Origin of the sequence: Winogradskyella pacifica, assembly GCF_013403915.1 — a bacterium.
Classification (GTDB): Bacteria; Bacteroidota; Bacteroidia; order Flavobacteriales; family Flavobacteriaceae; genus Winogradskyella; species Winogradskyella pacifica.
Genome location: NZ_JABFDI010000011.1, coordinates 30,491 through 49,472 on the forward strand (window position 1 = coordinate 30,491; position 18,982 = coordinate 49,472).

The window sequence follows — 18,982 nt, forward strand, 5'->3', positions numbered from 1 at the left end:
AACCTATTAATGATTTTTTGAGAGATTTAATTATAAATAATGAGATTACCGCTGAAGTTTATCTTGAGCGAAGCCGAAAGACAGCAACAAGATGCAGAAACTAAAACAAGCCAATTTATACCGAAGCGAACTTATTCCCATTAGCGGAAAATTAGTAGAACGGTACAACAAATGCTTAAAGACTTTAGGCTTTACAGAAACAAAACTAACATCATTTTTTATTGATGGAGTAGGCTGGAGTCCTGAGGTTGCTGAAGAAAAAAGTAACATGCACTATCTTAATCATGGTGATGCAAATCCGCATGGGATTATAATTTCACCATTACAAAAAGGGAAACCGGTGTATTTGCCTTTTCATTCTTTTGATAAGGAAATGATGCAACATGTTTTTAGAACGCATGGTCAAAAAATTAATGATATTACAAGAGATTCTGCTATTTGCTTAGATTTTGATCAGAATATCGATGTGTTTTATGAGCCTTTAGATGTCTTGAAATATGATAAAATTAATATCACATTCAAGCTTATAGATAACTTAGAACAGGTTCAAAAAGATCAGTTACATCTCGTTGATAAATTTAAAAATGGTAATAACTTTATAGATGAAGGCATTCATCAACAATTACTAGATTCTGCAACTACTTATGGGGACTTAAGAGAAAGAGATTTAAGCTTACATCCGTTACAATTTAGAACAGATTCGTTTTACACAAGAGCTTTTGACGGAGTGTATTTACTTCGCGATTTTATAAAACCGATAGTCGTTTTTGAAAGTAAAGAACATTATAAGGAAGCGATAAAAGATACCATTCACGATGTGCTGATTTATCATATTGAGCAACCAGAATTAGTAGATAAGTTAAAAGATCATTTAATTATTGAATGTGATTTGGAGACGTTAGTAAAAACACCAAATTACGATCGCGTTAAGAAGTTTGAATTAGCTCAGTTTTTAAAAGAGACTGAACATCCTATTAAGGATATTTTAAATGATAATGTATTATTTAAAAGTTATTTAAACAAAATAGACATCAATGCCAGAAAGCAAGTGATGAGTGTCGAAATATATCTCGAAAAGTTAGAACGTAGTAATGCCTATAAAATTGAAGATATTGTAGATCAGGCCTTTTATTTTGCCTTGCATCAACCGCATTCATCGTTGTCTTCCGAGCATCGCGATTTAATTCATAAGTTACTCATTAACATTGCGCCAATGGATGTATTATTCTTGTATTGGTATGACAAAGAGCAGTTTTATATAAATTATTTGACTTGGGGTGATTCCTTTAAAGATTGGGTAATTGAAAGAATCCGTAACAATATTTGATAATTTTAGACTAATTTAGTAGAGCACTTTTTTTGCTCGCAAAGACGCAAAGAAAATATTAATTCAAGTTGTCAGCAAACTTCTAGCTTCAAGCTTCGTGCTTCAATCTTAACTGCTTCCAACTTCTAACTTTTACAACCATGGGAATTGAACTCGTTATATTTATAGCCGCCATTTTATTCGGAATCTTTCTGTATTGGAGAGAGTCTAATAGCAATGCGACATATCGCTTTTTAAATAAAATAGTCAATAGTAAAGAGCTACAAATGAGTCCGGATAATCCAAAAGGATTTGTTTACCAACAATCACTTTTACCACGTATTATTTTTGTGGTTAGTTTGGTTTTGGTATCCGCGTTAATCGTAGAGTTCTTAACTCCAATTGCTGTTTTTAGTAGTTATAACGGCGTTTCTGCATTTGCATCTTTTGCCGTTGGAACACTTTTAGGAACCTATATCGCTGGTTTTGTAATTAAATCGTCTGAAGTTATTGAGGAACAAAGTGAATCCTTAGAAGACAAGTTTGATGATGTCGTTGAAAAAGGGAAAGATTTTATAGAGGATCTAAGAACCAGAGAGCCAAAAGTGGTTGAGGAAGCAAAGAAAGAAATTAAAACAGAACCTGAAGTAGAAAAGCCAAGTGCACGTGACCGTTTAAAAGATAAGGGATTAATGTAATCCTAAATGTCATACTGAGCGCAGTCGAAGTATCTCATTAACATTAAAATATTTATAAAAATAACGAACAGATTGCCACAGTTGACACAAACGTCAACTTCGCAATGATAAACAATTACTATGATAAAATCATATTGGAATAAAGGCGGCAAACAAAAACGAATCACTGTTTTAGTAGTAGTGCTATTATTAGTGTTATTATTCTTTTTTAGAGATGATTATCAACCTGTTTTATTATTTCTAAGAAAGTATATTTTCATCATATTGGTAAGTGTAATACTTCTATTTTTAGGTTTACGTAAATTCAGAAAATCAGCAAAAGTAGGCAGTCGATTAGGTGTTTTAGCCTTGCTTATTGTCTTTTTTGGTGTATTATATGTTGTTGGTTGGCATTATCAAATGTATGATTATATGAAAACGTACAATGTTTTCAAGAGTATAGATAAAGTTGAAATAAACGAATTACCACTAACCCAAAATGAACGTATTCAGCCTTTACGTAACGTTTTTTCTATGGCTAACGAAAGTGTTGGTGAAACTAAAGACGTGTCCTTACCGCATTTAGTAAGAGTAGATGGTCAGAATAAGTGGACTATGGCTATTCAGCCGAGTGAAAAGTACGTTATGCAACGTATTAGCGATAATACGGAAGAAGTGTTTTCAGTAAGTAGTACCACACCATTTCCTAGATTTTCTAATGAGAATCGTATCGATGTGACGTTTTCAATTGGTGAATCTTTAAAATTTAGTAGAAACACCTACAATGCCGTAGTGCAGCGCTTTAATCCTTGGATGCTGTTTAATCATGAGCCTAGTGATACGTTTTATATGAAAAATGATAATGGCGAATGGGTGCAGGTGGTGAGTTTAATTAAATGGAAAGGTTTCTTTTTTCCTTATCCAAGTTTTGGAGGTGTGATGATTATTGAAAACGGAGAACATGATTTTAACGATTATATGGAGCGTATTTTAATAGGAAAAGGGACGTATGTAAGTCCAGAAGAGATTAAAAATTACCCGTTCTTAATGAAGCAAAATACATTATCTGAAAAGGTGTCTCAACTTGAAGCCGAATCGTTAAAGTTCTTAGGTGGTTTTAGTGATCCTTTACCTTGGAATATGGAAACGGCCGTTAAGATACCGTTGATGCCAAAAGATCAGAATCAACAACCTTATGTTACTGATTTTAATTTTTCAGATTCAAATTCAGATGCTTATAGTGGTTTATACCATTGGTTTGGGTTAGAACCCGTGGGTAATGAGCGTACTAGTTTAAGTTATAGTGTGTTTGTACCTGCTGACGGAACAGACAAACTCTATTATTACGACCATGCGACTAAAAAACAAGGGTATGCTGGTGTTTCTGCAATGCCATTAAAAGTAAAAGAATCTCGTAAGGAATATGATTGGACCGCCAGCACTCCTGTAGAATTTAGACCTTATATTAAAGACATCGCGGGTAGAAAGCGTATGTTTTTCTTAGGAACCATATCATCAATAAGTTCTACAGATGCACAACAGTTTGACGGTTCTGCAACACCAGATTTAGTGTTGATAGACAGTGAATATAGAGATGTTATTTGGATAGATGTAAAACATCCAAGCACCTGGGATGAGGAAGTTTATAAACAACTAAATGAAGCTTGGAGAGCTAGTGAGGGTATCGGTTATTTTTTTGATGAAAAACCAAAGGATGAAGATATTATGGAGCAGCAAATGGATTCCTTAATGTCTATTCCGAGGATTGAAAATAATACCGATAAGATTAATACTTTACAGCGTCAGCTAGATTCTTTGAAGGCTGTTGGTGGACAGTAACATTTTAAAGTTATAAAATATTTTCAGATCTGTTAGATTTTAAAAACCTGACAGGTCTTTTTTATAAATGATATTTCAATTTGATAAATAATTATTTTACTAAAATTACTTATTTAACATTCTGTTATTATTTCATAATCTATTAAAATACTGTAACAAAACCTTCAAATTTAAGACCTATAATATAAAGGTAATGTTATGGGATACATGGGTTTGGGTTTGCAGAAATGGATTTATGGGATGCGTCCTCGTAAGCCATTTTCTATACAACGAAAGGGCTCATTTACTGCGGTTCCAACCTATAGTAGGGAATTTAAGCTTCAATACTCAAATAATAAAGGAAGTTATAATTTTGGAATAATATTGTTCCTTGTTATGGTGTTGGTTATTACGTTATGTATTCCAAGTTGGTTAGACCATTCTAGGTTGCAACATAAGCAAGAATTGGCTTGGGCTATAAAGAAAGACAACGATGCTTTTAATTTTTTAATAAAATCAGGAAAGCAGCGTGTAAGTAAAGGCCGAATTTTAGGAGCATACTCCGAATTTAAACTCGCATATGCAATTAAGCCTAAAGATAAAGAGTTAAATCAATTGCTTTTAGAAACTCTAATAATTCTTTGTTTAGATTACAATAAATATTGTGATGATTTAATAAAACTAGAGTAGAAGCGTTTATTTCTTATTCCGCTGATTATAATTTTTATCACCTCTTGTTTTTGGCTTCTTATATTTTGCTGCAATTTTAAATTTGTAAGAACCACCTAAGTTTTCTTTAGAGTTCTTTTCAGATTTTTCATGAAACGCTGGTCCAGGAGCATCTTCATCACGACGTTTAATTGGGTTGTTTCGCTCACGAATTTGCGGACGCTCTTCTTCGATTAATTCTGTTGAAATCGTAACGTCTTCGGGAATCTCAAGGGTTTCAATTTTCATCTGCATTAATTCTTCAATGCGTTCTAAGCCTTCTTGCTCGCTTTCAGTAGAAAATAAAATAGTATGTCCTTCTTTTTCAGCACGACCAGTTCTACCAATTCTGTGCATGTAGTTTTCAGGATAATCGGGGGTGTCAAAATTAATAACATGAGAAACACCTTCAATATCTAAACCTCTTGCCATAACATCTGTGGCAACTAATAAGCGGTTTTCCCCTTCTCTAAATTGCTCAATACTACGCAACCTGTAATTTTGCGTTTTATTAGAGTGAATAACACAAGTTTCAGCAGGAAACAATTCTTCCAATTGATCAAAAAGACGATCTGCCATTTTCTTATAAGCCACAAAAATTAAGACTCTTGAGAATTGGTCTTTATCACGAAGCAAATGTTCTAACAGATTAACTTTAGTATAAAAATTAGGAACATTAAAACGTTCTTGTTTTATGTTTTCTAAAGGAGTACCAGAAACTGCGATTGATATTTTTGTTGGACTTTTAAAAAAGTCAGTAATTAAATCATCAACATCTTTAGTCATCGTAGCCGAATACATAATGTTTTGACGACGCGGAGGTAAAATATCGAAAATATTAAGTAGTTGATGTCTAAAACCTAAGTCTAACATAACATCAACTTCATCAATTACTAATTTTTGAATGGACTTTAACTGTAAAACACGGCTCACAGCTAAATCATACAGTCGACCAGGAGTAGCAACAATGATGTCTTGACCTTGTGCAACAGCTTGTTTCTGTGTATTTATATTAGTACCACCGTAAACACCTAAAACACGATTGTTAATGTATTTAGAGAATTTTTCAATTTCACTAACAACTTGAACCACTAATTCACGTGTTGGTACTAAAATCAAAACTCTCGGATTTTCTTGTTGCGAAAATTTCAAATTTCTTAATATAGGCAACATATAGGCAAGGGTCTTACCAGTACCAGTTTGTGCAATACCAACGACATCTTTACCGGCAGCTACTACATTAAAAGATTCCGCCTGTATTGGAGTAGGAGTGTCAAATCCTAAATCGTCTAAAGCGTTATATAAAGGTGTATTTAAATTAAGGTCGTTAAAAGTCACGTTTCTGTTTTAAGGTGCAAAGATAGTTGTTAATAGATAACTATTTAGAGAACTCTAAAAAATCTGTAATTAGAGACTCTATTTTAGTCATCCATTCATCATCATATTCATCCCAATAGCTTGAGGAATCATACATTTTGAATTTTGATTCTTGAGATATTTTTTCAATAGGACCAACGATACCAATATATGAAACGGTTTCACTTGGTTCCTCTTTTATATAGTTAAATTTAACCGCATAAAACGTAGTATTATCTCTATTAATTTTTTTTAAAAACCCGATTTCATCCGGATAACCACCATCTTCACCTGCATAATTGTAAAAGGATAGCTCGGCAAACTCCTTTTCTTTAAGGAATTTTTGATCTATATTCTTTAGTTTGTTGATTTTATGAAAAGCGTCCATGATTTCAAACCTATAATATTTATCTTCTAAATATTGATTTAATAGTTCATCTGAAATAGAGTACTCATTAAAAATTCTAGCAGTAATCGCTAATAACCGTAACCATTTGTCATCATCTCTATTTAAAAGGGTTGATGTAACGGTATTACTAATGTTATCATCATATTTTACGGTATTTAGACTTTGTAAGTAAGCTACCATTAAATTATAATAGGTGTAATCATAATCCTCGTCGTAATCATCTTCAGGTGGAGCTAGATTAAAAAACACTTCAGCGTCTATAATTAAATAATCTAGAATCTTATTATAACTTGATTCTACAATGTTATTTGTTTCTAATTCGGAATTATATATATCATTAGATAAATAGATAATGTCATTTCTATATTGCGTTACAGACATAAGCGATATTAGTTTATCATAATTTTCTATGGCATAGCTTAATGAGTCGTTAAAAGGTTGAAATAAACTATAGTCATATGAATCTTCTTTAGTCGGTGGATTTGAAAACAATAAAGTATTGTAAAGCGGTAAGGATTTTTCTGATTTAATAGCTGGTATAGCAATGAGTATAGCTGTTTTTAATACATCGGAAGTGCTAGATGTATTGTAAAATGATTCTAGAATATCTAAAGAGGATTCATCATTAATTAGACTGAACTCATATATAATATTAGATTTTATAACATCATCAGTTTCCTCTGAAAAAGAATAATTCAATGCGTCACTTAAAATAGGTAAATCATCTTTGTCAAATTCATAATAATCAAATGCTTTTAAAGCTGCGTTATAGACGATTGTATCCTTAGATTTTAAATCTTCAATAATATACTTTGCTTTAGATTCGTAGATGTCAATATCTGAAGTTACAGGTTGCACACTTATGGAAGTGAACACTTTATCTACAATACCATTATCTAACTCCTCGTCTGTAACAATGGCTTTAGAAATATGTAGCCTGTAATTATCATACCAAAATTGATTAACAACTTGGCGATTTGCGTTTTTAAACAATTTATTTCTAACGGAAAACTGAATTAAAGAATCACCGTTTCTAACTATAATTTTTTCACTAATGATGCTATCGTTGTACTCCGTTAAGGCATTTTTATAGTCTTCGAGGAGTTTTTTATAACTACTAATTCTAAAATATTTACCAATATTATTATAACCATATTGGTAAATGCCTCCGGAATTTGGATTTAGTGAGGTGTAATCGTAAGAATCTAGAACATTAGAATCCGTATAATCCAATGTGTCAATGACTTCTTTTACATTTTCAAACAGTTTTATTTTGAAATCTTTATTAGGGGATTCATACTCGGTAAGATCAATGTCTTCATGAGGCAGTAAAGTGAAACTATTAAAAAATTCGTCGTTAACGTTTACTTTTTCTGTTTCATTAAGTTTTTGTTTAAGTAAAAGGTAGGTTCTGTTGCCTCTAAAATAAACACGTACAATAGAATGGAATTTATTACTAATATTTATTTCGTATTCACGCCCTTCAATATCATTCAAGTAAATGATTTTTGGTTCTGATAGTAATGTAGCACTTTGAGTTAAACTGTTTTCTGTTTCTTTAAAAGCTACTTCTGGGTTTTGGAGGAAATAGCCCAAAGGTTGGTCGTTATAGCGAATTAAATAATTGTTTGAATTATCAGTGTCAGTGGCGATAAAAAGGTTAAGGAAATAAGGATCACCTTCTGAATCAATAGGATTAGCATGTTCTCTAGAGACATCTTTAGCGTCAACAGGTATTTGAATTGAAAAAGCTCCTTTTTTACTTTTAAATTCTCGCCAGCCTGTAGTTTCTGGTTTTAATTCTACTCCTTCAACGGCAATTGAATTAAAGTAACGCTTAATATAATTTTCATCGATTTGATCTTGTGAAGTTTCAGCTGAGAAATAGTAGAAATGGTTATTTTTTATGATAAATCTTGCTTTTATCATATGGCCATCAGGTAATTCAGCGGTAATATCAGAGCCAAACTGATCTGGGTCCGTTAGTTTTTCCTGTTTAATAACGATTCCTTCTCTTTTTTCGATAATATTAGAAATCATAGTTTCTAATAAGGTGTCTATCTGAGATTGTGCTAAAGTATAGCCTGCACTAAATCCCATAAAAAGGTAGCTCGTTTCAGTGGGCATATCTCCATAACCATAAATTGTAAACTTATCGTAATCTTGCTTAATGTTAGGAGCTTGTGGTAGTTCTAGTTGAAACCCTAAATCATTATCTGTATAGTTATACCAAAAACCTTTTGAAGAATCGACTTTATACGTATCGGCCACTCCTGTAAATTTAGCTTCTTCAACACTGACTTTATAGCCTTCTTTTTGTAGCAATTCTATAACATTTCCTTTTCCTACTAAATGAGCTGCTCCAACACCCGCAAATAGACTTCCTTTTTTCATGATTTCGATAATGCTAGCACTCATTACCTTATTTCTAGAAATCATAGTCGCATCATTAATGTCATACTGATTAACAAAATCTGCAATTTTATCTAAATCACCACTAGCATAAACCTTTGTCATTATTTCCTTGGTTCTAGTAATGCTATCTACATCAACGCTTAAATGGCTTAGAATTTGTTCTGTTTTCTCTTCATCGGAAAGGTTGTCAAAATAATTCATTTGATCTTTTACATTTTCCAATCCGGTAATTGTTTTATTCATGGTGCGTGCCTGACCTAAAAGATAAAAATCTACAAAGGTAGATTTGTCATCTTCTTTATCAATATCTGGGATTAGCATACTAACCACACGATCTGGACTCATAATTTCAGAGTCGATTAAAGAGTATTTGTTTATCTCTTCAAACCGTTCTAAAAGACGTTTATAGTCGTCAGGGTTTAATAAATTTTTATAAAATGCGTTCGCCGTGATGTCATATTCCTTATTGATAATTGCAGTCATTAATGAGTCTGCATTAACTTCTAAAGCAAAATATTCTGTGTTTTCAATAGCAGGCATCACGGCATCACTAAAGTTAAAAACTCTAGCATCATCAATATGCATGGTTCCAAATATGTAAGAAGGAACATCTGTGTTGCCACCTTCAATTTTCCATAACAAACTATAGCTATCGTTGTTTTGAGCAAATGCAAATTGCGATAAAAACGATAAAATTATAAAAAGACGAAATAGGTGATTGTTTTTTAAGATTTGGTAGCTCATAGGATGGTGTTAACGTTTTGTTAAAGCAAATTAATATACTATTTTAAATAATAGGGCATTTTGCTTCAATAAAATTAAAACAACAATCTAGATTTTTAATCTAAACAACTTACTGTAAGTGATTTTTGTTTATTTCAATACTGTAGCCCGCATCAAATTTTGAACCAGCCTCCAATGTTATAATCCCTTCTTTAGTTTTAATATTTTGATCTGTAGTTTCATTATCAGCAAAACCCAACCAAGGCTCAATACAAACATAAGGTGCGTTTGGTTTTGCCCAAATGCCTAAGTGTTTAAAATCTTCGAAATTTACAGTCAAAACGTTCCCTTTGGTTTTGTGCTTTAAGCTTACTATTCTCGATTTTAAATCTTTAAAAATTAAAGCGTCTTCGTTAAATAGATCTGGTTTTAGGTTTATGTTAGTGCCTTCCGTAAATGCGGGTTTGGTTTTATCAGAAATTAATCCCGTATTCATGTTTAATAGGTGAGACTGACTGTTTTCAGATTGCTCAAATTCTAAAAAGTAATCGGTATAGTTTTCATCTTTCGAAAGCGGACAATTAAAAGCAGGATGACCTCCTAAAGAAAAATAAAGTGCTTTGTCGTCTAAATTGGTAACCGAATGTTTAATGATTAGGGTGTTTTTTGAAAGTGTATAAGTGATTTCAAATTCAAACAAGAAAGGATAATAAGTATATAATTCTTCATTTGAAACTAATGAAAACGTAATGCTAGAATCGCTCTGATGTTTAATCGTGAAATTATCATTATGTCTTGCAAAACCATGCTTTGGCATAGGATACGTTTTGTCATTGTAGATGTATGTATCATCTTTCATGCAACCGATAATAGGAAATAAGTTTGGCGCGTGACTTCCCCAAAATTCAGGATTAGCTTGCCACATAAATTCGGTGTTATGCTTTGCTGAAGTGATGTTACATAACTCGGCACCTTTAGGTTTTATATTAATCTGTAAAAGATCATTCTTTAAACTATACATGGATTTTATTTTTTTTGAAATATACAATTCTTATAGAACCCATGAAATTGCTTTGGATTCAAATTTATTTCCTGCCAAATTTTAATTTAGGTAAATTGCAGCAATTATATTTCTATTGAGAACAACACATAGCCATCAACTTAAAAACAGTGAGACCTTTAAGCAAAATTTATTGCTTTGGAGTCAGCAATTTGACGATATCGTTTGGTTAGATTCTAATAACCATAAGAATCAGTATAGTAATTACGATGCGGTTTTGGCTGTTGATGCGTTTACAACAATACGCACCGATTATTTTGATGCGTTTGAGCGTTTAAAGGAATATCAGACATTAACCAACGATTGGATCTTCGGTTATCTCACCTACGATTTAAAAAACACAACAGAGCACCTAAAATCTGAAAATTATGATGGTTTAGGTTTTCCTGATTTGTATTTCTTTCAACCTAAAAAGTTGTTTTTAATTAAAGATAACCAGGTTGAAATAAAATATCTCAAAATGGTTGATGATGAGATTGAGGATGATTTATTAGAAATCGAAAAATCGAATCATCTAACCATCGAAAAATCGAACCATCCCATCAAAATAAAACTAAGAATCCACAAAGACTCTTATTTTGAAAAAGCAACTAAAATGCTGGGTCATATTCAACGCGGTGATATTTATGAAGCTAATTTTTGCCAAGAGTTTTATGCAGAAGACAGCGAAATAAATCCATTCGAAACTTTTAATAAACTGAATGCTATTTCAAAGCCACCTTTTGCCAGTTTTTTAAAATTTGAAGATAAATATATGATGTCTGCATCGCCAGAGCGTTATATTAAAAAGAATGGAACAACCATTATTTCGCAACCCATTAAAGGGACAGCCAAACGTTCAAACAGTACAGTTGAAGACTTAAAGCTCGCCGAAGATTTATCAAAAGACCCAAAAGAACGAAGTGAGAATATAATGATTGTCGATTTGGTTCGTAATGATTTATCGCACACCGCTATAAAAGGCAGTGTAGAGGTGAAGGAGCTTTGTAGAGTGCATTCGTTTTTACAAGTGCATCAAATGATTTCAACAGTGCAATCTAAAGTAGAACCAGAAACAAATGCTGTAGACATCATAAGGTCCACATTTCCGATGGGAAGCATGACAGGTGTTCCAAAAATTTCAGCCATGAAAATTATTGAAAACCTCGAAGAAACAAAACGTGGTTTATATTCTGGTTCAGTGGGTTATTTCACACCAAAAGGAAATTTCGATTTTAACGTCATTATTAGAAGTATCCTTTATAATGAAACCAAAAAATACATTTCTTATTCGGTTGGAGGTGCCATCACAGCAAAAAGTGATCCTCTCAAGGAATATGAAGAATGCTTAATTAAAGCAAAAGCCATGCGCGAATCTTTAGAAGGATAGTTTTTTTAGTTGCAATTGCTATAAGCACTTCGACTGCGCTCAGCGTGACATCTAGTTTCAATTTGTGCTTTTTCTTACAGATTTAAAAATAAAATAAAATATCATTTCATCATCTAGAAAAATCGCTATGCACATCTTCGTGCCTTCTTCGTGCAACTCTGAATAATAGTTTATTTACCCTAACAACTAACAACTAACAACCAACAACCAACAACCATCACTCAATATGCCGTCTAAAAGTGCGCTTAACTTTATCGAAAATCGCTTCAACCCGCTTCTGTTCAATCTTTTTAATCTTAGCAATAGATTCAAAATCGAGTTTACCTATAATGTATAAATCCACAATATTAGAGACATTAAACGGTAGCCAGTTGTAAAGTTGTCCAAACACTCTCGGAGACTTAGATATAGATAAATCCTTAATATCAAAGGCTTTTAAAATGGAAGTTTCTTTATCTGAATATAAATGCAACGAATTCTCTTCATCCTGATGGTAAGATATATCGTTCAACTCTGTGTTTAGTATAAAATCAAAATCACCGTCAATCGTATAATCTTCATTTAGTTTAGATAATTCTTTCTTAAGAATGTCATCTGTGCTTATGGTGTTCTTATGAAATGCTTCATTTTTAAATAACACATTCATATAATTATCTACAATTCTAAATAATTCTAATCGTATAGCCATAGCATCGGCATCCACATCAAAACCATCACTATATAAAACGATGATACTTTCGTCAATGATTCCGTTAGATGAAAACATGTTTTTTGGTAAGATGCCAGTTGTTTCAGCGATATAAATTCTATGTTTTACATATGGATGTAAATGTGGTAAAGCCGAAAGCACCTTTTTGTCAAAGGCAGTTCGTGCAGATGTTGTTGTAGATTCCTCTGATACGTTCATAACCTAATAATTTTAAATTCCCTTAAAGTTAATTAAAAGGAAATGACTTGTATATGATAATTGTCATTTTAACATCCGTTTAAATATGTAGATTATCATTAAGGCAATATCGCTTTCTGAATCTTCCTACAACAACATTAAAGAGTCGGTTTTAGAAACCATAAATTTCAATACCTTTGAAATGTGCAAAACGATTTTCAAATACATATCCATAAGAATCTTCCATTTTTAAAAGAAGGCAAGTTTATAATTGCTATTTCCGGTGGAATAGATAGCGTTGTATTGGCGCATTTATGTAAGCGTCTTAATCTTAATTTTTCGCTAGCCCATTGTAATTTCAACTTAAGAGCAGCGGAAAGCAATAAGGATGAAGATTTTGTCCTAGAATTAGCAGAAGAATTAGATGTCGAAATTTTTATTCAGAATTTTGATACGGAAGCCTATGCGAAAGCGCATAAACGGTCTATACAAATGGCTGCGCGCGAATTGCGTTACGATTGGTTTAAAGAATTAGCAGAACAGTTAAAATTCGACTATATCTTAACAGCGCATCATGCTGATGATAACTTGGAAACCTTTCTTATCAATTTCACAAGAGGAACCGGATTAAACGGTTTAACCGGAATCCCGATGATTAATGATAATGTTGTAAGACCCTTGTTACCGTTTTCAAGAGCGCAAATTGAAGCCTTTGTAAATCAGGAAAGCATTTTGTGGCGGGAAGATGCGAGTAATGCTTCAAGAAAATACTTGCGGAATAAATTACGTCACGAAGTTGTTCCGATTTTAAAGGAAATCAATCCACAATTACTAGATAGCTTTCAAAACACCATTTCTAATCTTAATGATACAGTAGGTCTCATAGAAGATAACCTCAATAACTTTGCAGAAAGCGCTATTGTGAGTAATGATGCTTACGGAATAACTTATAAAATTTCAGAATTCAAAAAACTTAATAATCCTAAAGCCTATTTGTTTGAATTGTTTAAGGACTATGGTTTTACAGAATGGAATGATATCGTCGATTTATTAGACACGCAATCTGGTAAGTTGGTAAAATCGAATTCTCATCGTTTAATAAAGCATCGCGAGTTTTTAATCCTAACAGATTTAGGGGATTTAGAACGAAACGAAGAATCTCTATTAATCAATGACGCTGTTGAAGACATAGAAACACTAATAGGTAAGCTTTCTTTTGATACTGTTGAAGGCCTTTTTGAGGTTTCAAAAAACACAATTTTCGTTGATAAAGACCTCTTAAAATTTCCATTAGAATTCAGACTTTGGAAAGAAGGGGATGTGTTTCAACCCTCAGGAATGACCGGTAAAAAGAAGCTGAGTAAATACCTTAAAGATGAAAAACAGTCTTTGGTTGAAAAAGAAAATACATGGTTATTAACGTCCGATAATAAGGTCGTTTGGGTTGTCGGTAAACGTGCTGACGAACGATTTAAAGTGACAAACAACACAAAAAACAGACTTAAAGTTGAGATTCAATAAATTGATGTAAATAATTTACAATTAATTGTTTAAGAGTATTGTGTTTTTGAATTTTAAGTGATTATTATAATAAAATAAAACAGACAATTTGATATTAAAAGGAAACATCGTAGATATTCAAAATCGAAACATCTACAAAGGGGAAGTGACTATTAAAAATGGTAAAATTGAATCTATCGTAGAAAAGGATTGTGAAGAAAATCATTTCATTTTACCCGGTTTTGTAGATGCACATATTCATATCGAAAGCTCAATGTTGGTGCCAAGTGAGTTTGCAAAGATTGCTGTAAATCACGGTACTGTTTCTACCGTTTCCGACCCGCATGAAATTGCCAATGTACTTGGAGTAAAAGGTGTCGAATTTATGATTGAAAACGGAAAGAAAACCCCTTTTAAATTCAATTTCGGAGCACCTTCTTGTGTTCCCGCGACGAGTTTTGAATCGGCAGGAGCAGTGATTGATTCTGATGCTATTAAAACCTTAATGGCGAATCCTGATATTAAGTATTTGGCTGAAATGATGAATTATCCCGGAGTCATTTATGATAATGCTGAAGTGCTTAAGAAAATCGAATGGGCAAAACATTACAATAAACCAGTTGATGGCCATGCGCCAGGATTACGAGGTGACGATTTAACTAAATATATTTCAGCAGGGATTTCTACAGATCATGAATGTTTCACCTATGATGAAGGTTTAGAAAAGCTTCAAAAAGGAATGAAAGTTATTATCCGTGAGGGTAGTGCCGCTAAAAACTTTAATGCACTTATCGATTTACTAGACGAGCATTACGAAAACATGATGTTTTGTAGTGATGATAAGCATCCTGACGATTTACTATTAGGACATATAAACGAAGTTTGTGCAAGAGCTGTTGCTAAAGGTAATGATGTCTTTAAAGTATTGCAGTCAGCTTGTGTGAATCCTGTAAAGCACTATAATTTAGATGTAGGATTGTTGAATGTTGGTGATGATGCCGATTGTATTGTTGTCGACGATTTAAAAGATTTTAAAACGCTTCAAACGTATATTAACGGTGAATTGGTTTATGATAATGGAGTGTCAAACATAAAACATGTTGATTTTCAGAATTTAAACAATTTCAAAACGGATAAAATGGAAGTTTCAGATTTTAGATTCGAATCAAATTCAAAACAAATTAGAGTTATTGAATGTTTGGATGGAGAGTTAGTAACCAATGAAATTATTGAAGATTCAACGATTGAGGATGGTAATCTAGTATCAAATTCCGAAACTGATATTTTAAAAATGGTTGTTGTAAATCGTTATCAAAACGATACACCAGCTATAGCATTTATTAAAAATTATGGACTAAAAGAAGGTGCAATTGCGAGTTCTGTTGGTCATGACTCTCATAATATCATTGCTGTTGGTGTTTCAGATGAGGCTATTTGTAAAGCTGTGAACTTGTTAATAGAAAATGAAGGTGGTATTTGTGCAGTTTCAGATTCAGAACAAAAAGTAGTAGCACTTCCTGTGGCAGGGATTATGAGTGATAAAAGTGCTGACGTTATAGGAAAGCAATATTCCGAATTAGATAAAATGGCGAAGCAAATAGGAAGCAAGCTTCATGCACCCTATATGAGTTTGTCGTTTATGGCCTTATTGGTGATTCCAGCATTGAAATTAAGTGATAAAGGACTTTTTGATGGAGGAAAGTTCGAGTTTACTTCGGTTGAAGTCGCTTAAAACCTAATTCTATCCTGCGAGGTTTTAAAAACCTTGTAGGTATAAAATTTTAACTGCTTATCTTTAAACTTTTCAAAATTTAACGACAATGATATTCCAAAGAATTACGCTTTTCCTATTAATTTTTATAACACTTTCAAGTTGCAAGCCTGCAGAAACATCTTCTGTTAAAGAGATTTCGGAAGTTGCCGTTGAGACGATTTATAATCCGCAAGACCATTACACAAAGAAAGAAGTGGTGATAGCGATGCGTGATGGAATTAAGTTGCATACTACTATTTATTCGCCAAAAGACACATCCAAAATGTATCCGATGCTAATGATGCGTACGCCTTACAGCTGCAAACCTTACGGTGAAGATGAATTCAAATCTAAAATAGGGCCGAACAAATACCTTATGGAAGAAGGTAATATTATGGTATACCAAGATGTGCGTGGACGTTGGAATAGTGAAGGGGTTTATGATAATATGCGTGCTTATATTCCTAATAAAACAGGGGTTCAAACTGATGAAGCAAGTGATACTTATGATACTATTGAATGGTTGGTAAATAATGTTGAAAACAATAATGGTAATGTTGGAACTTACGGCATTTCATATCCTGGTTTTTATGCCACCTATTCTTTATTGGATTCTCATCCAGCTTTAAAAGCCGTGTCTCCACAAGCTTGTATTGGTGATTTCTTTTTTGATGATTTTATTCATAATGGTGCGTTTTTATTGAGTTATTGGAGAGCAACTGCTTTATTTGGAGCTATGAAACAAGAGCCAACAACTGAAGCTTGGTATGCATTTCCAGATATGGAAACAGAAGATCAACATCAGTTTTTCTTAGACCACATGCCATTAAGTAAACTGAATAAATTCTACGACAGCACTAATGTGTTTATGGAGCAAATAAAAACACATGTTACTTATGATGAGTTTTGGAAGAGTAGAGGGATTATTCAACATTTAAAAGATATCAAGCCTGCGACGATGATTGTTGGTGGTTTGTTTGATGCTGAAGATTTATATGGGCCTTTTAATACGTATAAAGGCATTGAAGAAAATAGCGATAATTATAATACTGTTGTTTTTGGACCTTGGAGTCATGGAGATTGGGCTAGAAATAGCGAAAGACAAGTTGTTGGGAATATTCATTTTGGAGATAGCATATCAGATCATTTTCAGAAAAATATTGAAACCAAATTTTTTAATCATTTCCTAAAAGGAGAGGCAAATGGACAAACTAATTTGCCTGAAGCACAATTCTTTAATACAGGAACAAAAAAATGGCAGTCTTTTGACGTTTGGCCACCAGAAAATGCAACGAAGGAAAGTTATTACATGCAGCCTTATGAGCGTTTAACAGAACAACCTAATAAAATGTATGGAGCGTCAGAATTTATAAGTGATCCTAAAAAACCTGTACCATACACGGAAGATATAAAAGTGGGTTTCACACCAAGAAAATTCATGACAGACGATCAGCGTTTCGCCTCAAGACGACCAGATGTATTAACTTTTGAAACTGAAATCTTGGAAGATGACGTTACACTTGCTGGAGATATTCTAACAAAGTTATATGTGTCAACAACAGGAACAGCAGCAGACTGGATTGTAAAAGTGATTGATGTGTTTCCTGCAGATACTGAAAACACAGACGATGTTCAAGATCATTTAAAGCTAAGTAATTATCATATGATGGTACGTAGTGAAGTCTTAAGAGGGCGTTTTAGAAATAGTATGTATGAGCCAGAACCGTTTGTACCTAACGAAAAAACAAAAGTGAATTTAAAGTTGCAAGATGTGTTTCATACCTTTAAAAAAGGACATAAGATTCAGGTGCAAGTTCAGAGTACGTTCTTTCCTTACATAGATGCGAATCCACAGACGTATGTCGATAACATATTTGAAGCTAAGGCATCTGATTTTAAAGTACAAACTCATAAAGTGTATAATGACTCTGCAATTGAATTTACAGTTTTAAAATAATGTGAAGATGTCACCTTGAGCGCAGTCGAAAGGTCGTTATAAAATAAAAAATTAATGCCAATATTAGAATCAACCTACAAACCACCATTCTGGGCTAAGAAAAGCTTTGTATCTACTGTTTTTTCTGGACTAGCTCGAAAAGTTGAAGGTGTAGAGCAAACTAGAGAACGTATAACACTTCCAGATACCGACTTCTTAGATTTAGATTGGAGCTACGCGAAACAAAAATCTAATAAGATCATTATTCTCTTACATGGGTTAGAAGGTAATGCGCAACGACCATATATTACAGGAACAGCAAAACACTTTAACAACAATGGCATCGATGCTGTTGCTGTCAATTTTAGAGGTTGTGGTGGAGAACCTAATCTCTTGTTTCGTAGTTATCATTCTGGTGCAACTGAGGATTTAGATGCTACGGTAAAACATGTATTGTCAAAAGGAGTTTATGATGAAATCTATATTAAAGGCATAAGCTTAGGTGCTAATATGGTTTTGAAATATGTGGGTGAAGGAAGGGAACTTCCAACGGAACTAAAGTCGGTTATTGCAGTGTCTACACCTTGTGATTTAAAAGGCTCTTGCGGAGAATTATTGAGTTTAAAAAATAAACATTACGCGATTCGATTCTTAGCGCATTTAAAAGATAAATTGAAACCAAAATTAGAGCAATTCCCTAATAATATATCAGTTGCAGATTTTGATTCAATTAAAACTTTAATAGATTTTGACGATGTCTATACGTCAAAAGCGCATGGTTTTAAGGACGCTTTTGATTATTATGAGAAAGCCAGTTGCTTGCAATTCTTGCCAAATATAAAAGTACCGTCTTTAATAATTAATGCACTTAATGATTCCTTTTTATCTGCTGAATGTTATCCCGTAAAAGAAGCGAAACAGAATTCTAATGTCTTTTTAGAAATGCCAAAATATGGAGGGCATGTCGGATTTATTCAAAAAGGAAAGGCTTATTATAATGAGCAGCGTGCTTTAGAATTTGTCAGCCAAACCTAGTTTACTAATATTTTCCTATTTTCGCCCAAAA

Annotated in this window: 13 protein-coding genes; 9 read left to right on the top strand and 4 right to left on the bottom strand. The window is 33.0% G+C overall.

What is annotated here, in order from left to right; all coding sequences use genetic code 11:
* Positions 1 to 91 precede the first annotated feature (91 nt).
* The 4 genes from HM984_RS10935 (at position 92) to HM984_RS10950 (ending at position 4,491) form a co-directional block, all read left to right on the top strand.
* Positions 92 to 1,327 carry a DUF6638 family protein gene (locus HM984_RS10935; protein ID WP_179349191.1) on the top strand — a complete coding sequence of 412 codons (1,236 nt, stop codon included), beginning with the start codon at positions 92 to 94 and terminating at the stop codon, positions 1,325 to 1,327.
* Between the two features lie 140 nt (positions 1,328 to 1,467).
* Positions 1,468 to 2,004, top strand: coding sequence for a hypothetical protein (locus HM984_RS10940; protein ID WP_115812481.1), 537 nt, complete (start codon positions 1,468 to 1,470; stop codon positions 2,002 to 2,004).
* Positions 2,005 to 2,124: 120 nt separating this feature from the next.
* Positions 2,125 to 3,822 carry a hypothetical protein gene (locus tag HM984_RS10945; RefSeq protein ID WP_179349192.1) on the top strand — a complete coding sequence of 566 codons (1,698 nt, stop codon included), beginning with the start codon at positions 2,125 to 2,127 and terminating at the stop codon, positions 3,820 to 3,822.
* A gap of 198 nt (positions 3,823 to 4,020) precedes the next feature.
* Positions 4,021 to 4,491, top strand: a complete 471-nt coding sequence (locus HM984_RS10950) for a hypothetical protein (protein WP_179349193.1) — start codon at positions 4,021 to 4,023, stop codon at positions 4,489 to 4,491.
* Between the two features lie 6 nt (positions 4,492 to 4,497).
* Here HM984_RS10950 and HM984_RS10955 read toward each other — a convergent pair whose 3' ends face one another.
* The 3 genes from HM984_RS10955 to HM984_RS10965 all read right to left on the bottom strand — a co-directional run bounded on the left by HM984_RS10955 (position 4,498) and on the right by HM984_RS10965 (position 10,433).
* Positions 4,498 to 5,847 carry a DEAD/DEAH box helicase gene (locus HM984_RS10955; protein ID WP_115812489.1) on the bottom strand — a complete coding sequence of 450 codons (1,350 nt, stop codon included), beginning with the start codon at positions 5,845 to 5,847 and terminating at the stop codon, positions 4,498 to 4,500.
* Positions 5,848 to 5,887: 40 nt separating this feature from the next.
* Entirely contained in the window at positions 5,888 to 9,433 is a 3,546-nt protein-coding gene (locus HM984_RS10960) for a TraB/GumN family protein (protein ID WP_179349194.1), read from the bottom strand.
* Between the two features lie 109 nt (positions 9,434 to 9,542).
* The gene (locus tag HM984_RS10965) at positions 9,543 to 10,433 is read right to left on the bottom strand and encodes an aldose 1-epimerase family protein (RefSeq protein WP_179349195.1); all 891 of its coding nucleotides are present in this window, start codon (positions 10,431 to 10,433) and stop codon (positions 9,543 to 9,545) included.
* 115 nt (positions 10,434 to 10,548) lie between these two features.
* Between HM984_RS10965 and HM984_RS10970 the strand changes: the two genes are divergently transcribed.
* The gene (locus HM984_RS10970; RefSeq protein ID WP_179349196.1) at positions 10,549 to 11,841 is read left to right on the top strand and encodes an anthranilate synthase component I family protein; all 1,293 of its coding nucleotides are present in this window, start codon (positions 10,549 to 10,551) and stop codon (positions 11,839 to 11,841) included.
* Positions 11,842 to 12,058: 217 nt separating this feature from the next.
* On the opposite strand, the gene HM984_RS10975 is transcribed toward HM984_RS10970, so the two are convergent.
* A complete protein-coding gene (locus HM984_RS10975) occupies positions 12,059 to 12,748 on the bottom strand; it encodes a hypothetical protein (protein WP_115812497.1) in 690 nt (229 codons plus the stop codon).
* 183 nt (positions 12,749 to 12,931) lie between these two features.
* Between HM984_RS10975 and tilS the strand changes: the two genes are divergently transcribed.
* From tilS to HM984_RS10995, 4 genes are all read left to right on the top strand, one after another.
* Positions 12,932 to 14,248, top strand: a complete 1,317-nt coding sequence (gene tilS / locus HM984_RS17755) for a tRNA lysidine(34) synthetase TilS (protein ID WP_179349197.1) — start codon at positions 12,932 to 12,934, stop codon at positions 14,246 to 14,248.
* Between the two features lie 88 nt (positions 14,249 to 14,336).
* A complete protein-coding gene (gene ade / locus HM984_RS10985) occupies positions 14,337 to 15,959 on the top strand; it encodes an adenine deaminase (protein ID WP_179349198.1) in 1,623 nt (540 codons plus the stop codon).
* 88 nt (positions 15,960 to 16,047) lie between these two features.
* A complete protein-coding gene (locus HM984_RS10990; RefSeq protein WP_179349199.1) occupies positions 16,048 to 17,937 on the top strand; it encodes a CocE/NonD family hydrolase in 1,890 nt (629 codons plus the stop codon).
* Positions 17,938 to 17,991: 54 nt separating this feature from the next.
* Positions 17,992 to 18,951, top strand: a complete 960-nt coding sequence (locus tag HM984_RS10995; protein WP_179349200.1) for a YheT family hydrolase — start codon at positions 17,992 to 17,994, stop codon at positions 18,949 to 18,951.
* Positions 18,952 to 18,982 lie beyond the last annotated feature (31 nt).

Coding starts and splice junctions, on each gene's coding strand:
- HM984_RS10990 (WP_179349199.1), top strand. CDS start 16,048: ATGATATTCCAAAGAATTACGCTTTTCCTATTAATTTTTATAACACTT.
- HM984_RS10960 (WP_179349194.1), bottom strand. CDS start 9,433: ATGAGCTACCAAATCTTAAAAAACAATCACCTATTTCGTCTTTTTATA.
- HM984_RS10995 (WP_179349200.1), top strand. CDS start 17,992: ATGCCAATATTAGAATCAACCTACAAACCACCATTCTGGGCTAAGAAA.
- HM984_RS10935 (WP_179349191.1), top strand. CDS start 92: ATGCAGAAACTAAAACAAGCCAATTTATACCGAAGCGAACTTATTCCC.
- HM984_RS10940 (WP_115812481.1), top strand. CDS start 1,468: ATGGGAATTGAACTCGTTATATTTATAGCCGCCATTTTATTCGGAATC.
- HM984_RS10945 (WP_179349192.1), top strand. CDS start 2,125: ATGATAAAATCATATTGGAATAAAGGCGGCAAACAAAAACGAATCACT.
- HM984_RS10965 (WP_179349195.1), bottom strand. CDS start 10,433: ATGTATAGTTTAAAGAATGATCTTTTACAGATTAATATAAAACCTAAA.
- HM984_RS10975 (WP_115812497.1), bottom strand. CDS start 12,748: ATGAACGTATCAGAGGAATCTACAACAACATCTGCACGAACTGCCTTT.
- HM984_RS10950 (WP_179349193.1), top strand. CDS start 4,021: ATGGGATACATGGGTTTGGGTTTGCAGAAATGGATTTATGGGATGCGT.